The sequence below is a fragment of the Streptomyces cavernicola genome (assembly GCF_029968035.1).
Classification (GTDB): domain Bacteria; phylum Actinomycetota; class Actinomycetes; order Streptomycetales; family Streptomycetaceae; genus Streptomyces; species Streptomyces cavernicola.
Window position 1 is genome coordinate 130,079 of record NZ_JASCIQ010000005.1, and the last position, 14,142, is coordinate 144,220.

Annotated in this window: 14 protein-coding genes and 1 riboswitch; of the genes, 12 read left to right on the top strand and 2 right to left on the bottom strand. The window is 72.5% G+C overall.

Annotated features, from left to right (window positions below; genetic code table 11):
* Positions 1–5: 5 nt before the first annotated feature.
* Both QIS96_RS06765 and QIS96_RS06770 read right to left on the bottom strand, forming a co-directional pair.
* Positions 6–428, bottom strand: a complete 423-nt coding sequence (locus tag QIS96_RS06765) for a nuclear transport factor 2 family protein (protein ID WP_282541472.1) — start codon at positions 426–428, stop codon at positions 6–8.
* Between the two features lie 138 nt (positions 429–566).
* Positions 567–1,133, bottom strand: a complete 567-nt coding sequence (locus QIS96_RS06770) for a TetR/AcrR family transcriptional regulator (RefSeq protein ID WP_282541473.1) — start codon at positions 1,131–1,133, stop codon at positions 567–569.
* A gap of 111 nt (positions 1,134–1,244) precedes the next feature.
* Here QIS96_RS06770 and QIS96_RS06775 point away from each other — a divergent pair, with 111 nt between their 5' ends.
* The 12 genes from QIS96_RS06775 (at position 1,245) to QIS96_RS06830 (ending at position 14,103) form a co-directional block, all read left to right on the top strand.
* On the top strand, positions 1,245–2,177 hold the full coding sequence (locus tag QIS96_RS06775) for an SCO6745 family protein (RefSeq protein ID WP_282541474.1): 933 nt from the start codon (positions 1,245–1,247) through the stop codon (positions 2,175–2,177).
* Positions 2,178–2,238: 61 nt separating this feature from the next.
* Positions 2,239–2,952 carry an MOSC domain-containing protein gene (locus QIS96_RS06780; RefSeq protein ID WP_282541475.1) on the top strand — a complete coding sequence of 238 codons (714 nt, stop codon included), beginning with the start codon at positions 2,239–2,241 and terminating at the stop codon, positions 2,950–2,952.
* 45 nt (positions 2,953–2,997) lie between these two features.
* Positions 2,998–3,768 (top strand): N-acetyltransferase, encoded by a 771-nt coding sequence (locus QIS96_RS06785; RefSeq protein WP_282541476.1) that lies wholly within the window; start codon positions 2,998–3,000, stop codon positions 3,766–3,768.
* Positions 3,769–3,898: 130 nt separating this feature from the next.
* Positions 3,899–4,546, top strand: coding sequence for a hypothetical protein (locus QIS96_RS06790; protein ID WP_282541477.1), 648 nt, complete (start codon positions 3,899–3,901; stop codon positions 4,544–4,546).
* Positions 4,543–6,081, top strand: coding sequence for a serine/threonine-protein kinase (locus QIS96_RS06795; protein WP_282541478.1), 1,539 nt, complete (start codon positions 4,543–4,545; stop codon positions 6,079–6,081). Before QIS96_RS06790 ends, QIS96_RS06795 begins: the two co-directional genes overlap by 4 nt.
* Positions 6,082–6,231: 150 nt before the next feature.
* On the top strand, positions 6,232–6,885 hold the full coding sequence (locus QIS96_RS06800; RefSeq protein WP_282541479.1) for a SurA N-terminal domain-containing protein: 654 nt from the start codon (positions 6,232–6,234) through the stop codon (positions 6,883–6,885).
* Positions 6,886–7,326: 441 nt separating this feature from the next.
* Positions 7,327–8,295 carry a nucleoside triphosphate pyrophosphohydrolase gene (locus QIS96_RS06805; RefSeq protein ID WP_282541480.1) on the top strand — a complete coding sequence of 323 codons (969 nt, stop codon included), beginning with the start codon at positions 7,327–7,329 and terminating at the stop codon, positions 8,293–8,295.
* The gene (locus QIS96_RS06810) at positions 8,292–9,569 is read left to right on the top strand and encodes a cytochrome P450 family protein (RefSeq protein ID WP_282541481.1); all 1,278 of its coding nucleotides are present in this window, start codon (positions 8,292–8,294) and stop codon (positions 9,567–9,569) included. The genes QIS96_RS06805 and QIS96_RS06810 overlap by 4 nt, the downstream gene beginning before the upstream one ends.
* 192 nt (positions 9,570–9,761) lie before the next feature.
* Positions 9,762–10,709: a transglycosylase family protein gene (locus QIS96_RS06815; RefSeq protein WP_282541482.1), complete on the top strand. Its 948-nt coding sequence runs from the start codon at positions 9,762–9,764 to the stop codon at positions 10,707–10,709.
* A gap of 243 nt (positions 10,710–10,952) precedes the next feature.
* A riboswitch (cyclic di-AMP (ydaO/yuaA leader) is annotated at positions 10,953–11,164 on the top strand.
* A 4-nt stretch (positions 11,165–11,168) separates the two neighbouring features.
* Complete coding sequence (locus QIS96_RS06820) at positions 11,169–11,870, top strand: LysM peptidoglycan-binding domain-containing protein (RefSeq protein ID WP_282541483.1); 702 nt, start codon at positions 11,169–11,171, stop codon at positions 11,868–11,870.
* Between the two features lie 365 nt (positions 11,871–12,235).
* Positions 12,236–13,516 carry a phosphopyruvate hydratase gene (eno, locus tag QIS96_RS06825; protein WP_282541484.1) on the top strand — a complete coding sequence of 427 codons (1,281 nt, stop codon included), beginning with the start codon at positions 12,236–12,238 and terminating at the stop codon, positions 13,514–13,516.
* A gap of 98 nt (positions 13,517–13,614) precedes the next feature.
* On the top strand, positions 13,615–14,103 hold the full coding sequence (locus QIS96_RS06830) for an FtsB family cell division protein (RefSeq protein WP_282541485.1): 489 nt from the start codon (positions 13,615–13,617) through the stop codon (positions 14,101–14,103).
* Positions 14,104–14,142 lie beyond the last annotated feature (39 nt).

Below are 14,142 nucleotides of genomic sequence, written 5' to 3' on the forward strand. Positions count from 1 at the left end.
CGAGCTCAGGCTTCCTCCGGCGTGCAGGCCTGGGCGACCGAGAGGCTGTTCTCGTAGAGGTGGTGCCGGGTGACCCGGCCGTCCTGCACGGTCAGGCGGAGCGCGAAGGGCCCCTCGAAGGACTTGCCGGTGGCGCTGACCGTCCCGGAGAGGTGGCCGAAGAGCACGGCGTCGTGGCCGTCGACGAGGAAGGTGTCGACGGACGCGCGGGAGTCCTCGGCGACCGTGTACGCGGCCAACTCCGCGGCCTGTGCGGCGCATTCGGCACCGGTGGTGCGCGGGCGGATCCAGGGGGCGACGGGGTTCTCGGCGAGGAGCCAGTCGACGTCGTCGGCGAAGAGCTCGACCATCCGCTCGGTGTCCCCGGCGATCCGGGCGGCGAGGAACTCCTGGACGGTGGCGCGGGTGGCGGCGGCGATGTCGGTCATGGGGGCCTCCTCCTGCCTGGCGGGCGTCACTGGCGCCGCCGGCGTGGTTGTCGTCGTGATGCGACCGATCCTGCCGGGGCGGGGGCGGCCGGTCGATTACCCGAGAGGTAAGACCGCCGAGGGCACGGGGGGCGGCCCTCAACTCCCCTGGAACAACAGCCCCGTGAGGTCCCGGAAGACCTCCTCCGGGTCCCGCCCCGCCAGCGGCTCCTCCAGGTTCCGGCCGAGCAGCAGCGTCGCGAAGCCGTGCGCGAGCGACCAGGCGGCGACGCCCGCGAGCCCCGCGTCCTCGCCGCGCTCCGAGACCGCCAAGTCCCCGGCCCCCGCGCGCAGTTGCTCGCCCGCGCGGGTCCGGGCCGCGAGCAGCTCCGGGTCGTCGGTGCGCAGCAGCTCCGGCGCGAACATCACCTGGAAGTGCGCCGGGTGCTCGCGGCAGAACCGCACGTAGCGCACCCCCCGTTCGCGCAGCTCGGGCGCTTCGGCGAGGGCGTCGGCGAGCAGCCCGTACCCCTCGGCGGCGATGGCGGTGAGCAGGCCCGCGCGGTCCTTGAAGTGGTGGGCGGGCGCGGCGTGCGAGACGCCCGCGCGCCGCGCCAGATCGCGCAGGCTCAGGCCGGCCGGACCGGAGTCGCGGATCACGTCGAGGGCGGCGGTCAGGACGGCGCGGCGCAGATCGCCGTGGTGGTACGCGCGCTGGCTGGTCATGGTCAGCAGCGTACGCCCAATCTAGGCATTGACAAGTTTGCGTACGGAGAGCAATCTAGGCAGTGTCAAGTTCGTACGGTCGCCGCGCACACGTCACCCCAGGAGGGCGTCATGCCGAACCAGGACCCGAGCCCGAGCCCCGAAGCCCCGTCGACCGGCCGGGCGCAGGCCGTCGAGCCCGCCCGCGTACGGCAGCTGTGGCATCTGCTCGAACCGCTGCACGCCGTCGTCTACTACGCGCCCGAGGCCTTCGAGGAGGCCGCCGGGCTCGGCTTCGCCGTCGACGAGCGCTGGCCCAGCTACTTCGCCTGGCGCGCGGCCCCGCTGGGGCACGCCGGGGCCGTCGGCCGGGAGCGGGTGACGGAGACGTTCTACAGCTTCAGCCCGGACATGGTCGGCCGGTACGTCCCCGCCGCCTGGGACGTCGCTGAGCCCGCCGCCGTCCTCGCCGCCCGGCGGCGCGCAGTGGACCGCGCCTACCGGTCGATCCTCGGCGACCGGGTCGCGGGGCCCGAGCTCGCCGAGGCCGCGACCCTCGCCCGCCGCGCCGCAGAGGCCGCCGGGGACCTGGCCGACCGCCCGCTCGCCGCCGCCAACGCCGCGCTGCCCTGGCCCGACGAGCCGCACCAGGTGCTGTGGCAGGCGGCGACCGTGCTGCGCGAACACCGCGGCGACGGACATCTGATCGCGCTCCGGGCGGCGGACCTCGACCCGGTCGAGTCGCTCGTGTCGTTCGCGGCCGTCGGCGCCGCCGCGCCCGAGACCTTCGCCAGTCGCGGCTGGACCGGGAAGGAGTGGGCGGCAGCAGGCCAACGTCTCCTGGAACGCGGCCTGTTGGACGCAGGCGGCACGGCCACCGACGCCGGCCGCGCCCTGCGCGCCGAGGTCGAGGACCGTACCGACGAGCTGGCCGCGGGGCCCTGGCGCGCGCTCGGCGCCCACGACGCCGACCGGCTCGCCGACCTCCTCGGCGACCCCTGGGTGACGGTCCTCGGCTCCGGCCTGCTGCCCGGCGAGAACACCCTCGGGATCGGCCGGATCTGACGGTGCCCGACCGGTACCGTCGGGCACGTTCGATCATCGACGAACGCGGGAGGGGAACGGCATGACGTCGCTCGGATCGGTAGTGGGGCTGTCCAGGTTTCCGGTGAAGTCCATGCGCGGCGAGGACCGCGACCGCCTGGACCTCGACGCCGGCGGAGTCGTCGGCGACCGGCTGTGGGCGCTGCGGCACGCGGACGGCAAGCTCGGCAGCGGCAAGAACAGCCGCAGGTTCCGCAAGGCCCCCTGGCTGATCGACTGCGCGGCCGCGTACGACGACACCGCCGACACCGTCTCCGTACAGCTGCCGGACGGCGCCCGCGTCACGCCCGGAGACCCGCGGCTCGCCGAACTCTGCGGGCCCGGGGCCGAGTTGGTGCGCGAGGAGCCGGACGCGCAGCCGCCCGGACACCAGGACCAGGCCCCGGTTTCGCTCGTCGGCACGGCATCGCTGCGCGCGCTCGGCCGCCTCCTCGGGGGCGACGTCCCCGCCGACATCCGCAGGTTCCGCAAGAACATCGTGGTCGACACCGCAGGCGACGAACCCTGGGCCGAGGAAGGCTGGATCGGCCGCGAGCTGCGGATCGGCGGCGCCCTGCTGCGGATCACCGAACGCGTCCCGCGCTGCGTCATGACGACCCTGCCGCAGCCCGGACTGCCCGCCGACGGTCGCGTCCTGAAGACCCTCGCCGACACCCGCGACCTGTGCTTCGGGGTGTACGCCGAGGTCGTCGCCCCCGGCGCGATCGCACTCGGCGACCAGGTCACAGGCCCCTGAAAAATCAATATCGGAGCGGCCGAACTCCCCGCTACGGTGCGCCGCATGACCGCCGAACAGCCCCGACCCGCACCGCAGCCGACCGTCAGTACCCTCGCCGAACGGCCCGAACTCACCGAGGCCTTCTGGGCGTTGGGCGACGCCTGGCCGCGGTTCGTCACCGAGGACCCGGTCGGCTGGATCCTCTGGGGCCGCATCGTCGCCGAACTGCCCGAGCACGTCCTGGTCGCCACCGACGAGCGTGGCGAACTCGTCGCCCGCGCCCTCAGCGTGCCCTTCGCCCTCGGCGCGCAGGGCCGCGGCGCCCTGCCCGACGGCGGCTGGGACCGCGTCCTGATGTGGGCGTTCTCCGACCGCAGGCACGGCGTCGCGCCCGACACTGTCAGCGCCGTCGAGATCACCGTCGCCCCCGGCGCCCAGGGCGGCGGCCTCTCGTACGCGATGCTCGACGCGATGCGGACCAGGACCCGCGCGCTCGGCTTCGGCACGCTCGTCGCACCGGTCCGGCCGAGCGCCAAGCACCTCGAACCGCACACGCCCATCGAGGAGTACGCGCGCCGCGTGCGCCCCGACGGGCTGCCGCACGACCCCTGGCTGCGCGTGCACGCCCGCGCCGGCGGCGTCGTCGAGTCCGTGGCCCGCACCTCCATGACCGTCTCCGGCACCCTGGAGGAGTGGCGGACCTGGACGGGACTGCCCTTCGACGAGCCCGGCCCGGTCGAGGTGGACCGCGCGCTCGTGCCGGTGCACTGCGAGCCCGAGCAGGGGTACGCCGTGTACGTCGAGCCCAACGTGTGGGTGCGGCACACCCTTTGAGCACCCGCGCCTGCTTTGCACGGACGCGCCTGCTTTGAGCGCGCACGCCTGCGCAACTCAGGTCCCACTGTCGGCTCCGGGGGCTACTCTCGACCTTGACACGCCCGTTCGGTTTCCAGGAGTAGCCCCCATGCACGGCCACGGCTATGCACCGCCGCCACAGCGCCCCTCGTCCGCGCAGCTCGTCGGGTTGCGCGTGCTCTTCGTGACGCTCGCGCTGATCTCCTGCGGCTTCCTCTCCTGGGTTCCGCTGCTCCGCCTCGCCATCGTCACGCGCGCCGTGCGGGACTGGGTGCTGTTCGCCGCGTCGGGCTTCGTCGTCATCGCCTCCCTGATGCTGATCGGCAGCGAACCGACGGACGACCTCGACACGTTCCAGGAGAACCTCGGCCTCTTCGGCCTCCTCGGCGGCGCCATGGCCGCCGTCGCGTACTACCTCTTCGCGGAGATCCGCCACTTCGCCAAGCAGCCGTACGCCGCCCCGTACGCACGGCCCCAGGGCCCGCCCGGCCCGCACACCCCCGGCCCGCAGGCCCCGCACCTCGCGCCCCCGCCCGCGTACGGCTACCCGGCACAGCCGGGACCCGCCCAGCAGGTCACCCGGCCCACCGGCATGCCGCAGCCCGGACCCCAGGCGCACGGCGGCCCGCAGCACCCCGGACCCGCCCGCATCGACCAGGTCCGCGCCGAACTCGACGAGCTGAGCAGCCTGTTGCGCCAGGACGGCACGCGGCCGCCCGGTGCGGGAGACGGGCGGGCCGAGGGCGAGACCCGGTGACCGGACGCCTCATCTCCGGCCGGTACGAACTCGCCCAGCAGATCGGCCAGGGCGGCATGGGCCAGGTCTGGACGGCGTACGACCAGCGGCTCGACCGCCGCGTCGCCGTCAAGCTGCTCCGCCCCGACCGCGTCGCCGGGCAGGAGTCCGAGGAGCTGCGCCGCCGCTTCGTCCGCGAGTGCCGCGTCACCGCCCAGGTCGACCACCCCGGCCTCGTCACCGTCCACGACGCGGGCAACGACGGGGACGACCTCTTCCTCGTCATGCAGCACGTCGACGGCACCGACCTCGCCGAGCACATCGCGCAGCATACGCCCTACCCGTGGCAGTGGGCCGTCGCCGTCGCCGCCCAACTCTGCGCCGTGCTCTGCGCGGTGCACGCCGTGCCGATCGTGCACCGCGACCTCAAGCCGCGGAACGTGATGGTGAAACCGGACGGCGCCCTCACCGTCCTCGACCTCGGCGTCGCCTCCGTCATGGACACCGACACCACCCGCCTCACCCACACCGGCATGCCCGTCGGCAGCCCGGCGTACATGGCCCCCGAGCAGGCCATGGGCGGCGCCGTCGGCCCCTACACCGACCTGTACGCCCTCGGCATCCTGCTCTACGAACTCCTCAGCGGGAACGTCCCGTTCGACGGCGCCACCGTCCTCGGCGTCCTCCACAGCCACCTCTACGAAGCGCCGATCCCCGTCCGCAGCAAGCGCCCCGAGATCCCCGAGCCGCTCGAAAAGCTCGTGATGCGGCTGCTCGCCAAGGAACCCAAGGAGCGCCCGGACTCCGCGCAGGAAGTCTTCGACGAGCTCGCCCCGCTCCTGCCCGCCCGCGGCGCCCCCACCGGCATGCTCGACCCCACCCGCCCCTTCCTGCGCCCCGGCGCCCCCTGGCCGGACCGCGCCGGCGCCCCCACGCCCGTACCGGCCCCGCCGCGCCCCGCCGAGCCGCCCTCCGCCACCGGCACCTCGCAGATCGCCCGCGCCGTGGACGACGTGAAGCGCCTCCTCGGCGAGGGCCGCGTCACCCAGGCCGTCGACCTGCTCGGCGCGATCCTGCCCACCGCCGAGGCCCAGCACGGCCCCCGCTCCACCGTCGTGCGCTCCCTGCGCAAGCAGTACGCGGCCACGCTCATGGACGACGGCCAGTTCCGCAGAGCCCTGCCCGAGCTGCGCCGCCTCGCCGACGAGCGCAGCGCAGAGGCCGGCCAGGCCGACCCGGCCTCGCTGCAGTTCCGGTACGAGGTCGCGCAGTGCCTGGAGCAGCTCGGCGAACCGGCCGCGGCGCTCGCCGAGTACCGCGCGCTGCTGCCGTTCTACGAGAACCAGTACGTGGCGAGCACCGTCGGTAACCCCGGCACGGCCCTCGAACTGCGCCGCCGCATCGGCCAGTTGCTGCTCGCCCTCGGCGACCGCGCGGGCGCCCACGACACCCTGGCCCGCCTCCTTTACGACGCGGAGCGGCTGCACGGCCCCGGCCATCCGCTGCCCGGCGAGATCCGCCGCACCCTGCACTGGCTGGGACAGGTCCGTCGCTGAGCCCGCGGCGGGCGGGCGGGGCGTGCCCGTAACTCCCCCCGAATCGTTGGTCGAATCAGTGGCCGAACACCCGGCCACTGCCTAACATCGATCTCCGCAAGGCCCTTGTGCAAAGACGCACAAGCTCCGTCTCGCCGCCGGGAGGCTCCTTTGCACCGCCGCCGTCGCACCGCGCTCGCCCTCTCCGCCGCGCTCATCGCCGCGGCCCCGCTCCTGACCGCCTGCGGCGACGCGGCACATCCCGGCGCCGCCGCCGTCGTCGGAGGCGAGCGCATCACGGTCGCGCAACTCCAGTCCCGCGTACAGGAAGTGCGGGCGGCGCAGCAGTCGGCCACCGAACAGTCCGGGCAGTACGCGCAGGCCGTGGAGAAGACCGGCGGCCTCACCCGCGACACCCTGCAGTCCCTGGTCCTCGACCGCGTCCTGCACCGCGCGGCCACCGACGCGGGCGTGCACGTCAGCCGCAAGGAGGTGCAGGGGCTGCGCGGCAACCTGGAGAAGCAGGCGGGCGGGGCGAAGGCCCTCGAGATGGGGTGGCTGCAGCAGTACAACATCCCGGCGTCCCGGATCGACGACAGCCTCCGCACGGAGATCGAGGCCCAGAAGCTCTACGGCGAGCTGGGCGCCGACCCGAACACGGCCCAGGGCCAGGCCAGGTTCTGGAAGGCCCTCTCGAAGGCGTCCGAGTCCTTGGACATCAACCTCAATCCGCGGTACGGGGCGTGGGACGTGGAGAAAAGCCGCCGCACGGACGTGAAGCCCCCGTGGGTACGCGAAGCGCCGGCCCCGAAGCAACAGGCGTAACTCTCCCCACCCCGCCCCTTCCCGAAAGTCCTGCGGACACCTCCGGGGGCCAGCCCCCGGACCCCCGCTCCTCAAACGCCGGAGGGGCTGAATTCTGGGGCTGATGCGGACCCGTCAGGAGCGCGGGGAACTGCGCGCTCAGCCACGACGAAGCAGGCAGTCGAACGACGGCCGGGGTCCGGGGCGGAGCCCCGGTTCTGTCTGGGGGCGCGGGGAACTGCGCGCTCAGCCACGACGAAGCGGCAGTCGAACGACGGCGGGGGCTCGGGGCGGAGCCCCGGTTCTGTCTGGGGGCGCGGGGAACTGCGCGAGTGGCCACCGACGAAGCCGCAGTCGAAGGACGGCCGAGGTCCGGGGCGGAGCCCCGGTAGGGGGGGGCGGGGGCGCGGCCCCCGAAGGCGCGGCAGAAGCCCGTCCGCGTGGACGCGTTAGGTTCGAGGGGTGAACGCAGAACCCCTCGCCCCCGGCCGCATCGTCCTCCTGACGACCTCCCACCGCGTAGCCCCCGGCCTCCTCTCCTGGCCCGCCTGGAACGAACTGCACCAAGCGGACAGCGTCCTGTGCGCGGACCCGGACCACCCCCAGCTCCCGTACCTCCGGGAAGCCGGCGTCATCGTCCAGGAGAGCGCCCCCACCGCCGAGGAACTGGTCGAGGTCTGCCGGGGCGACCGTACGGTCGTGGTGGTCGCCACCGGCGAGGGCGAGCCCCGCCTCACCGACGGCCTCGCCCGCCTCGCCGGCTCGGGCCGCCACACGATGCCGGACCTGGAGCTGCTGCCCGCCTCGTACGACCTGCCCGGCGCCCGCCTTCTCGACCTCGTGCAGGTCATGGACCGGATCCGCGTCGAATGCCCCTGGTCCTCGCAGCAGACCCACAAGGGCCTCGCGAAGTACGGCATCGAGGAGGCGTACGAACTCGTCGAGGCCATCGAGGACGGCGACCGCACCGAACTGCGCGAGGAGCTCGGCGACGTACTGCTGCAGGTCGTCTTCCACTCCCGGATCGCCGAGGAGCACGAGGACGAGCCGTTCTCCATCGACGACGTGGCCGGCACGATCGTCACGAAGCTGATCCACCGCCACCCGCACGTCTTCGGCGACGACACCGCCGAGACCCCCGAGGACGTCAAGGCGCACTGGCTGCGCACCAAGGCCGAGGAGAAGCAGCGGGACTCGGTGACCGACGGGGTCCCGCTCGGCCAGCCCGGCCTCGCGCTCGCCGCGAAGCTCGCGTCCCGTACGCGTACGGCGGGACTGGACGTGCGGCTGCCCGCGGGCGAGGGCGTCGGGTACGAGCTGCTCGCCCTCGCCGTGCGCGCCGAGGCCGCCGGCACCGACCCGGAGGCCGCCCTGCGCGCCGCCGCCCGCGCCTACCGCGACGCGATCCGTGCGGCGGAGGGCCAGGCATGACCGGTACGACGACGGACGGCGGCGGCTGCCCCCACAGCGCCGCCGAAGGACCCCAACCCCCGCTGTTCACCTGGGAGTTCGCCAGCGACCCGTACCCGGCGTACGCCTGGCTGCGCGAGCACGCGCCGGTGCACAGGACCCGGCTGCCGAGCGGCGTCGAGGCCTGGCTCGTCACGCGGTACGCGGACGCCCGGCAGGCCCTGGCCGACCAGCGGCTCAGCAAGAACCCGGAGCACCACGACGAGCCCTCGCACGCCAAGGGCAAGACGGGCATTCCGGGCGAGCGCAAGGCCGAGCTGATGACGCATCTGCTCAACATCGACCCGCCGGACCACACCCGCCTCCGCCGCCTGGTGTCGAAGGCGTTCACCCCGCGCCGCGTCGCCCAGTTCGCGCCGCGCGTGCAGGAGTTGACCGACCAGCTGATCGACCGGTTCGTCGCGAAGGGCGAGGCCGACCTCATCCACGAGTTCGCCTTCCCGCTGCCCATCTACGCGATCTGCGACCTGCTCGGCGTCCCCCGCGAGGACCAGGACGACTTCCGCGACTGGGCGGGCATGATGATCCGGCACGGCGGCGGCCCGCGCGGCGGCGTCGCCCGCTCGGTGAAGAAGATGCGCGGCTACCTCGCCGAACTCATCCACCGCAAACGCCTCGAACCGGGCGACGACCTGATCTCCGGCCTCATCAAGGCCTCCGACCACGGCGAGCACCTCACCGAGAACGAGGCCGCTGCGATGGCCTTCATCCTGCTCTTCGCCGGCTTCGAGACCACGGTCAACCTCATCGGCAACGGCACGTACCAGCTGCTCCGCAACCCCGGCGAGCGCGAGCGGCTGCAGCGGTCCCTGGCCGCGGGGGAGACGGGCCTCCTGGAGACCGGCGTCGAGGAACTCCTGCGCCACGACGGCCCGGTGGAGCTCGCCACCTGGCGCTTCGCCACCGAGCCCCTCACCATCGGCGGCCAGGAGATCGCCTCGGGCGACCCGGTCCTCGTCGTCCTCGCCGCCGCCGACCGCGACCCGGAGCGCTTCGCCGACCCCGACACCCTCGACCTCTCCCGCCGCGACAACCAGCACCTCGGATACGGGCACGGCATCCACTACTGCCTGGGCGCGCCGCTCGCCCGCCTGGAGGGGCAGACGGCCATCGCGACGCTGCTCCGCCGCCTTCCCGACCTGCGACTCGCGGCGGAACCTGACGATTTGCGCTGGCGCGGCGGCCTCATCATGCGCGGACTGCGCACGCTGCCGGTGGAGTTCACGGCCCGCTGACGGACCGGTGCCGCACCGGTGCCGTGCGGGGCGCCCCGACGGACTTTCTGACGGGGCGTCAAGACTGTGACTTTCACGTGATCTGCGCTGTATCGGGTTGTGACAAGCGTTCGACTGTCGCTACGTTTCACCCTCGGCTCAGACGCCACGCCTGTCAGACGCCACGCCTGTTGTCGCGCGAAAGGGAATCGCATGCTCTCCGGGAACGGCCGTCATCGACGCCCCCGTCAGGTCCCGGCCCTCGTGGTCGCGGCTGGAGTGACCGGATCGGCCATCGCCATCCCGCTGCTCGGCGCGACCGGCGCCAGTGCCGCGGACGCCACCGTCGACGCCAACACCTGGGACCGCCTCGCCGACTGTGAGAGCGGCGGCGTGTGGAGCGCCGACACGGGCAACGGGTACTACGGCGGGCTGCAGTTGACCCAGGACGTCTGGGAGGCCCACGGCGGCCTGGAGTACGCGCCGACGGCCGACCTGGCCAGCCGCGCCCAGCAGATCGCCGTCGCGGAGAAGGTGCTCGCCGAACAGGGGCCGATCGTCGCCTGGCCCACGTGTGGCCTGGTCGCCGGCTTCCCGGTCATCGAGCCGGCGGACCCGGCGGGCGACCCGGAGGCCGACCCGTCCCAGCCGTCCGACGGCCCGAGCGAGGAGCCCACGGACCAGCCCGCAGACGAGCCTTCCGGTCAACCCGCCGACGAGCCCTCGGCCGAGGACCCCGCCGACACCTCCGTCGATGAGCCCACCGACACTCCCTCCGATACCCCCACCGACACCCCGTCAGGTGACGCATCGGGCGAATCGGGCGACAAGGGTGACGAAGTGAACCACGGCGACGGCTCGGGCGAAACGGGCGACTCCGGCCAGAACGGCTCGGGTAAGCACCGCGGCGAGCCCGCCCCCGAGTCCCCGGAGAGTGACCGCGACTCCAACTCCTCGGGCCGGCACGCCTCGCGCGGCGACGGCCCCCGCGGCGACGCCGAAGGCTCGTACACGGTCCGGCTCGGCGACAGCCTCTCGGTGATCGCCGACGCCCGTGGCGTCGACGGCGGTTGGCCGGCTCTGTACGAGGCCAACGAGGACGCGATCGGTGGCGACCCGGACCTCATCCTGCCTGGCCAGCGACTCGTGCTCGGCGACTGACGCGGCAACAGGCGCGGCAACAGGCGCGGGAACGAGCAGGGGGAAACTGGGCGGAATCCGGCGGTAGTTCGCTGCTGAATGTCCGTTATAAAGACACTTCACCCGTGGTGAGAGATGAGTCTCATCAGCCCTGATCGGCTTGGTATTTCCCGCGGCCGCACGGCTACGGTCGTCACCGCTCGCCACTGGCGGGCCCCGATGGCCGTCACGCCGAATCCTGCCGGCGGCCCTTGGGAACAGTCGTCGCGTAAAGCGCCGTAGGCAGGAGCGGGGGACCCAAGGTTTGCGCCGGGCCCGGCCGCGCGAGCTCCACGAGGAGCCCGCAGCGGCCACGGGACCGGCTTGGGGTGAAGTCGCCGTGTACGTCCGGAATTTCGGGCGTACGAAGAGGCGGCCGGGCAACTCACACGGCCCGAACCCGACAGCTCACCTCGCAGGCGTCGGTGAGGGGATTACTCCATGCTGTTCTCCGGCAAGGGCAAGCACCGTCGTCTGACCAAGGCCGAGAAGGCCACCCGCGTCCTCGCGTTCGCCGGTGTCGCCGGCGCCGCGGTCGCGGCTCCGCTGGCCACCGCGGGCTCCGCCTCCGCCGCCACCGGCTCCGAGTGGGACGCCGTCGCCCAGTGCGAGGCCGGCGGCAACTGGTCCATCAACACCGGCAACGGCTACTACGGCGGCCTGCAGTTCTCCTCCTCCACCTGGAGCGCCTACGGCGGCACGCAGTACGCGGCCACCGCCGACCAGGCCACCAAGGAGCAGCAGATAGCGATCGGCGAGAAGGTCCTCGCCGGACAGGGCAAGGGCGCCTGGCCGAACTGCGGCACCGGCCTCTCCAACACCGCCTACGACGGCGGCGGTTCGGCCGAGCAGCCCGCCGAGCAGGCCCCGCAGCAGCAGGCCGCCCCCGAGCAGGAGCGCCAGGCCGAGCAGCCCGCGTCCCGCTCGCAGGAGCGCGCCCCGCAGAAGACCGTCGAGACCCCGACCGGCAAGAAGGTCAAGAAGGGCGACGGCGAGTACAAGGTGAAGAAGGACGACACCCTCTCGTCCATCGCCGAGAAGCACGACGTCAAGGGCGGCTGGAAGAAGCTCTTCGAGCTGAACAAGGACATCGTCGACGACGCCGACTTCATCTTCCCGGGCCAGCAGCTGCACCTGAAGTAAGCAGCGGTACGCGCGGCACACGGCCGGGGCGGAACCAGTACATCCCCCCACCAACCGCCCCCGGCCGCCCCGCCGCTGCCCCCCAACTCCCCGCCCCGGCGCGCATTCCCCCGTTCGCGCCGGGGCGGGGTCATGCCCGAACGAGCGGGCCTGCGCACATCGCGGATACCGCTCGGTAGTGTTGTTGTTCTTTGCCCCTCAATGAGCGTCTTCGAGTCTCTTTTCGTCCCAGCGGGCGGGCGGCCGGGTGGCTCAGCTTCCGCAGGCGGCTAGGCTCAGGAGACGCAAGGCAAAGCATGGTCGGCCGCAACGACGCGGTCCGCATGCAAGCACAGCTATGCGTCACATCCCAGAAGGAGATGCTCGTGCCGTCCATCGACGTCGTCGTAGCCCGGGAAATCCTGGACTCCCGAGGCAACCCCACGGTCGAGGTCGAGGTCGGCCTCGACGACGGCAGCACGGGTCGTGCTGCTGTTCCGTCCGGCGCCTCCACCGGCGCCTTCGAGGCCATCGAACTCCGTGACGGTGACCCGAACCGTTACCAGGGCAAGGGTGTCGAGAAGGCCGTCCTCGCGGTCATCGAGCAGATCGGCCCGGAGCTGGTCGGCTACGACGCCACCGAGCAGCGCCTGATCGACCAGGCCATGTTCGACCTGGACGCCACCGACAACAAGGGCTCGCTCGGCGCCAACGCCATCCTCGGCGTCTCCCTCGCCGTCGCCCACGCCGCCTCCGAGGCCAGCGACCTGCCGCTGTTCCGCTACCTCGGCGGTCCGAACGCGCACCTGCTGCCCGTCCCGATGATGAACATCCTGAACGGTGGGTCGCACGCCGACTCCAACGTCGACATCCAGGAGTTCATGATCGCCCCGATCGGCGCGGAGTCCTTCTCCGAGGCGCTGCGCTGGGGCACCGAGGTCTACCACACGCTGAAGAAGGTCCTGAAGAGCAAGGGCCTGGCCACCGGCCTCGGCGACGAGGGCGGCTTCGCCCCGAACCTCGGCTCCAACCGCGAGGCCCTCGACCTCATCCTCGAGGCCATCAAGGAAGCCGGTTACGTCCCCGGCCAGCAGATCGCCCTCGCCCTCGACGTCGCCGCCTCCGAGTTCTACAAGGACGGCAAGTACAACTTCGAGGGCAAGGACCGCTCCGCCGCCGAGATGACCGAGTACTACGAGGAGCTCGTCTCCGCGTACCCGCTCGTGTCCATCGAGGACCCGCTGTTCGAGGACGACTGGGCCGGCTGGAACGTCATCACCGAGAAGCTCGGCTCCAAGGTGCAGCTGGTGGGCGACGACCTGTTCGTCACCAACCCGGAGCGCCTGGCCCGCGGCATCGAGGAGAACTCGGCGAACGCCCTGCTCGTGAAGGTGAACCAGATCGGTTCGCTGACCGAGACCCTGGACGCCGTCGAGCTGGCCCAGCGCAACGGCTTCAAGTGCATGATGTCGCACCGCTCCGGTGAGACCGAGGACGTCACCATCGCCGACCTCGCCGTCGCCACCAACTGCGGCCAGATCAAGACCGGCGCCCCGGCCCGCTCCGAGCGCGTCGCCAAGTACAACCAGCTGCTCCGCATCGAGGAGATCCTCGACGACGCGGCGGTCTACGCCGGCCGCTCGGCCTTCCCCCGCTTCAAGGGCTGAACCGAGCAGCTGAGCTGAGTCAGTAGTTACGTACGTCCCCGCACCCGGTCCCGTACCGTGTGCGGGGACGTACGTGCGTGTGAACGGGAGGCGGGGACATGGCCGTGAAGGAGAAGGACCGGTTCTCCACCGCGACCAGGATCCGGTTGCTCGGCGAGCAGACGGCCGCCCGGGTCTACCGCTCCCAGACCAAACGGCAGGCCCGCCGCTCCCGCCTCACCGGCCGTGCGGCGCTGCTCGCCCTCGTCCTGTGCTCGCTGATCGTGGCCCTCGCGTACCCGATGCGGCAGTGGGTCGCGCAGCGCGCGGACATCGCCGAGCAGGAGCAGAAGCTGGCCGAGGCCCGCGAGCAGACCGAGAAGCTCAAGGACGCCAAGGCGCGCTGGCGCGACCCGGCGTTCGTGGAGCGCCAGGCCCGCGAGCGGCTGCACATGGTGCTGCCTGGCGAGACCGGGTACACGGTGGTCGACCCGAGCGGCGGCCGCGTGCGCCCCACCGAGCCGGGAGCGGCCGACCGCGCCTGGTACAGCAACCTCTTCGACGGCGTCGACAAGGCGGACCGCCGCGGCGCCGAGGACGACCACTGACCCCCTCTTCCCCTTTCTTCTCTTCTTTCTTCGACCCTC

Coding starts and splice junctions, on each gene's coding strand:
- QIS96_RS06785 (WP_282541476.1), top strand. CDS start 2,998: ATGACCGCCGAACAGCCCCGACCCGCACCGCAGCCGACCGTCAGTACC.
- QIS96_RS06775 (WP_282541474.1), top strand. CDS start 1,245: ATGCCGAACCAGGACCCGAGCCCGAGCCCCGAAGCCCCGTCGACCGGC.
- QIS96_RS06790 (WP_282541477.1), top strand. CDS start 3,899: ATGCACGGCCACGGCTATGCACCGCCGCCACAGCGCCCCTCGTCCGCG.
- QIS96_RS06765 (WP_282541472.1), bottom strand. CDS start 428: ATGACCGACATCGCCGCCGCCACCCGCGCCACCGTCCAGGAGTTCCTC.
- QIS96_RS06830 (WP_282541485.1), top strand. CDS start 13,615: ATGGCCGTGAAGGAGAAGGACCGGTTCTCCACCGCGACCAGGATCCGG.
- QIS96_RS06815 (WP_282541482.1), top strand. CDS start 9,762: ATGCTCTCCGGGAACGGCCGTCATCGACGCCCCCGTCAGGTCCCGGCC.
- QIS96_RS06770 (WP_282541473.1), bottom strand. CDS start 1,133: ATGACCAGCCAGCGCGCGTACCACCACGGCGATCTGCGCCGCGCCGTC.
- QIS96_RS06820 (WP_282541483.1), top strand. CDS start 11,169: ATGCTGTTCTCCGGCAAGGGCAAGCACCGTCGTCTGACCAAGGCCGAG.
- QIS96_RS06810 (WP_282541481.1), top strand. CDS start 8,292: ATGACCGGTACGACGACGGACGGCGGCGGCTGCCCCCACAGCGCCGCC.
- QIS96_RS06780 (WP_282541475.1), top strand. CDS start 2,239: ATGACGTCGCTCGGATCGGTAGTGGGGCTGTCCAGGTTTCCGGTGAAG.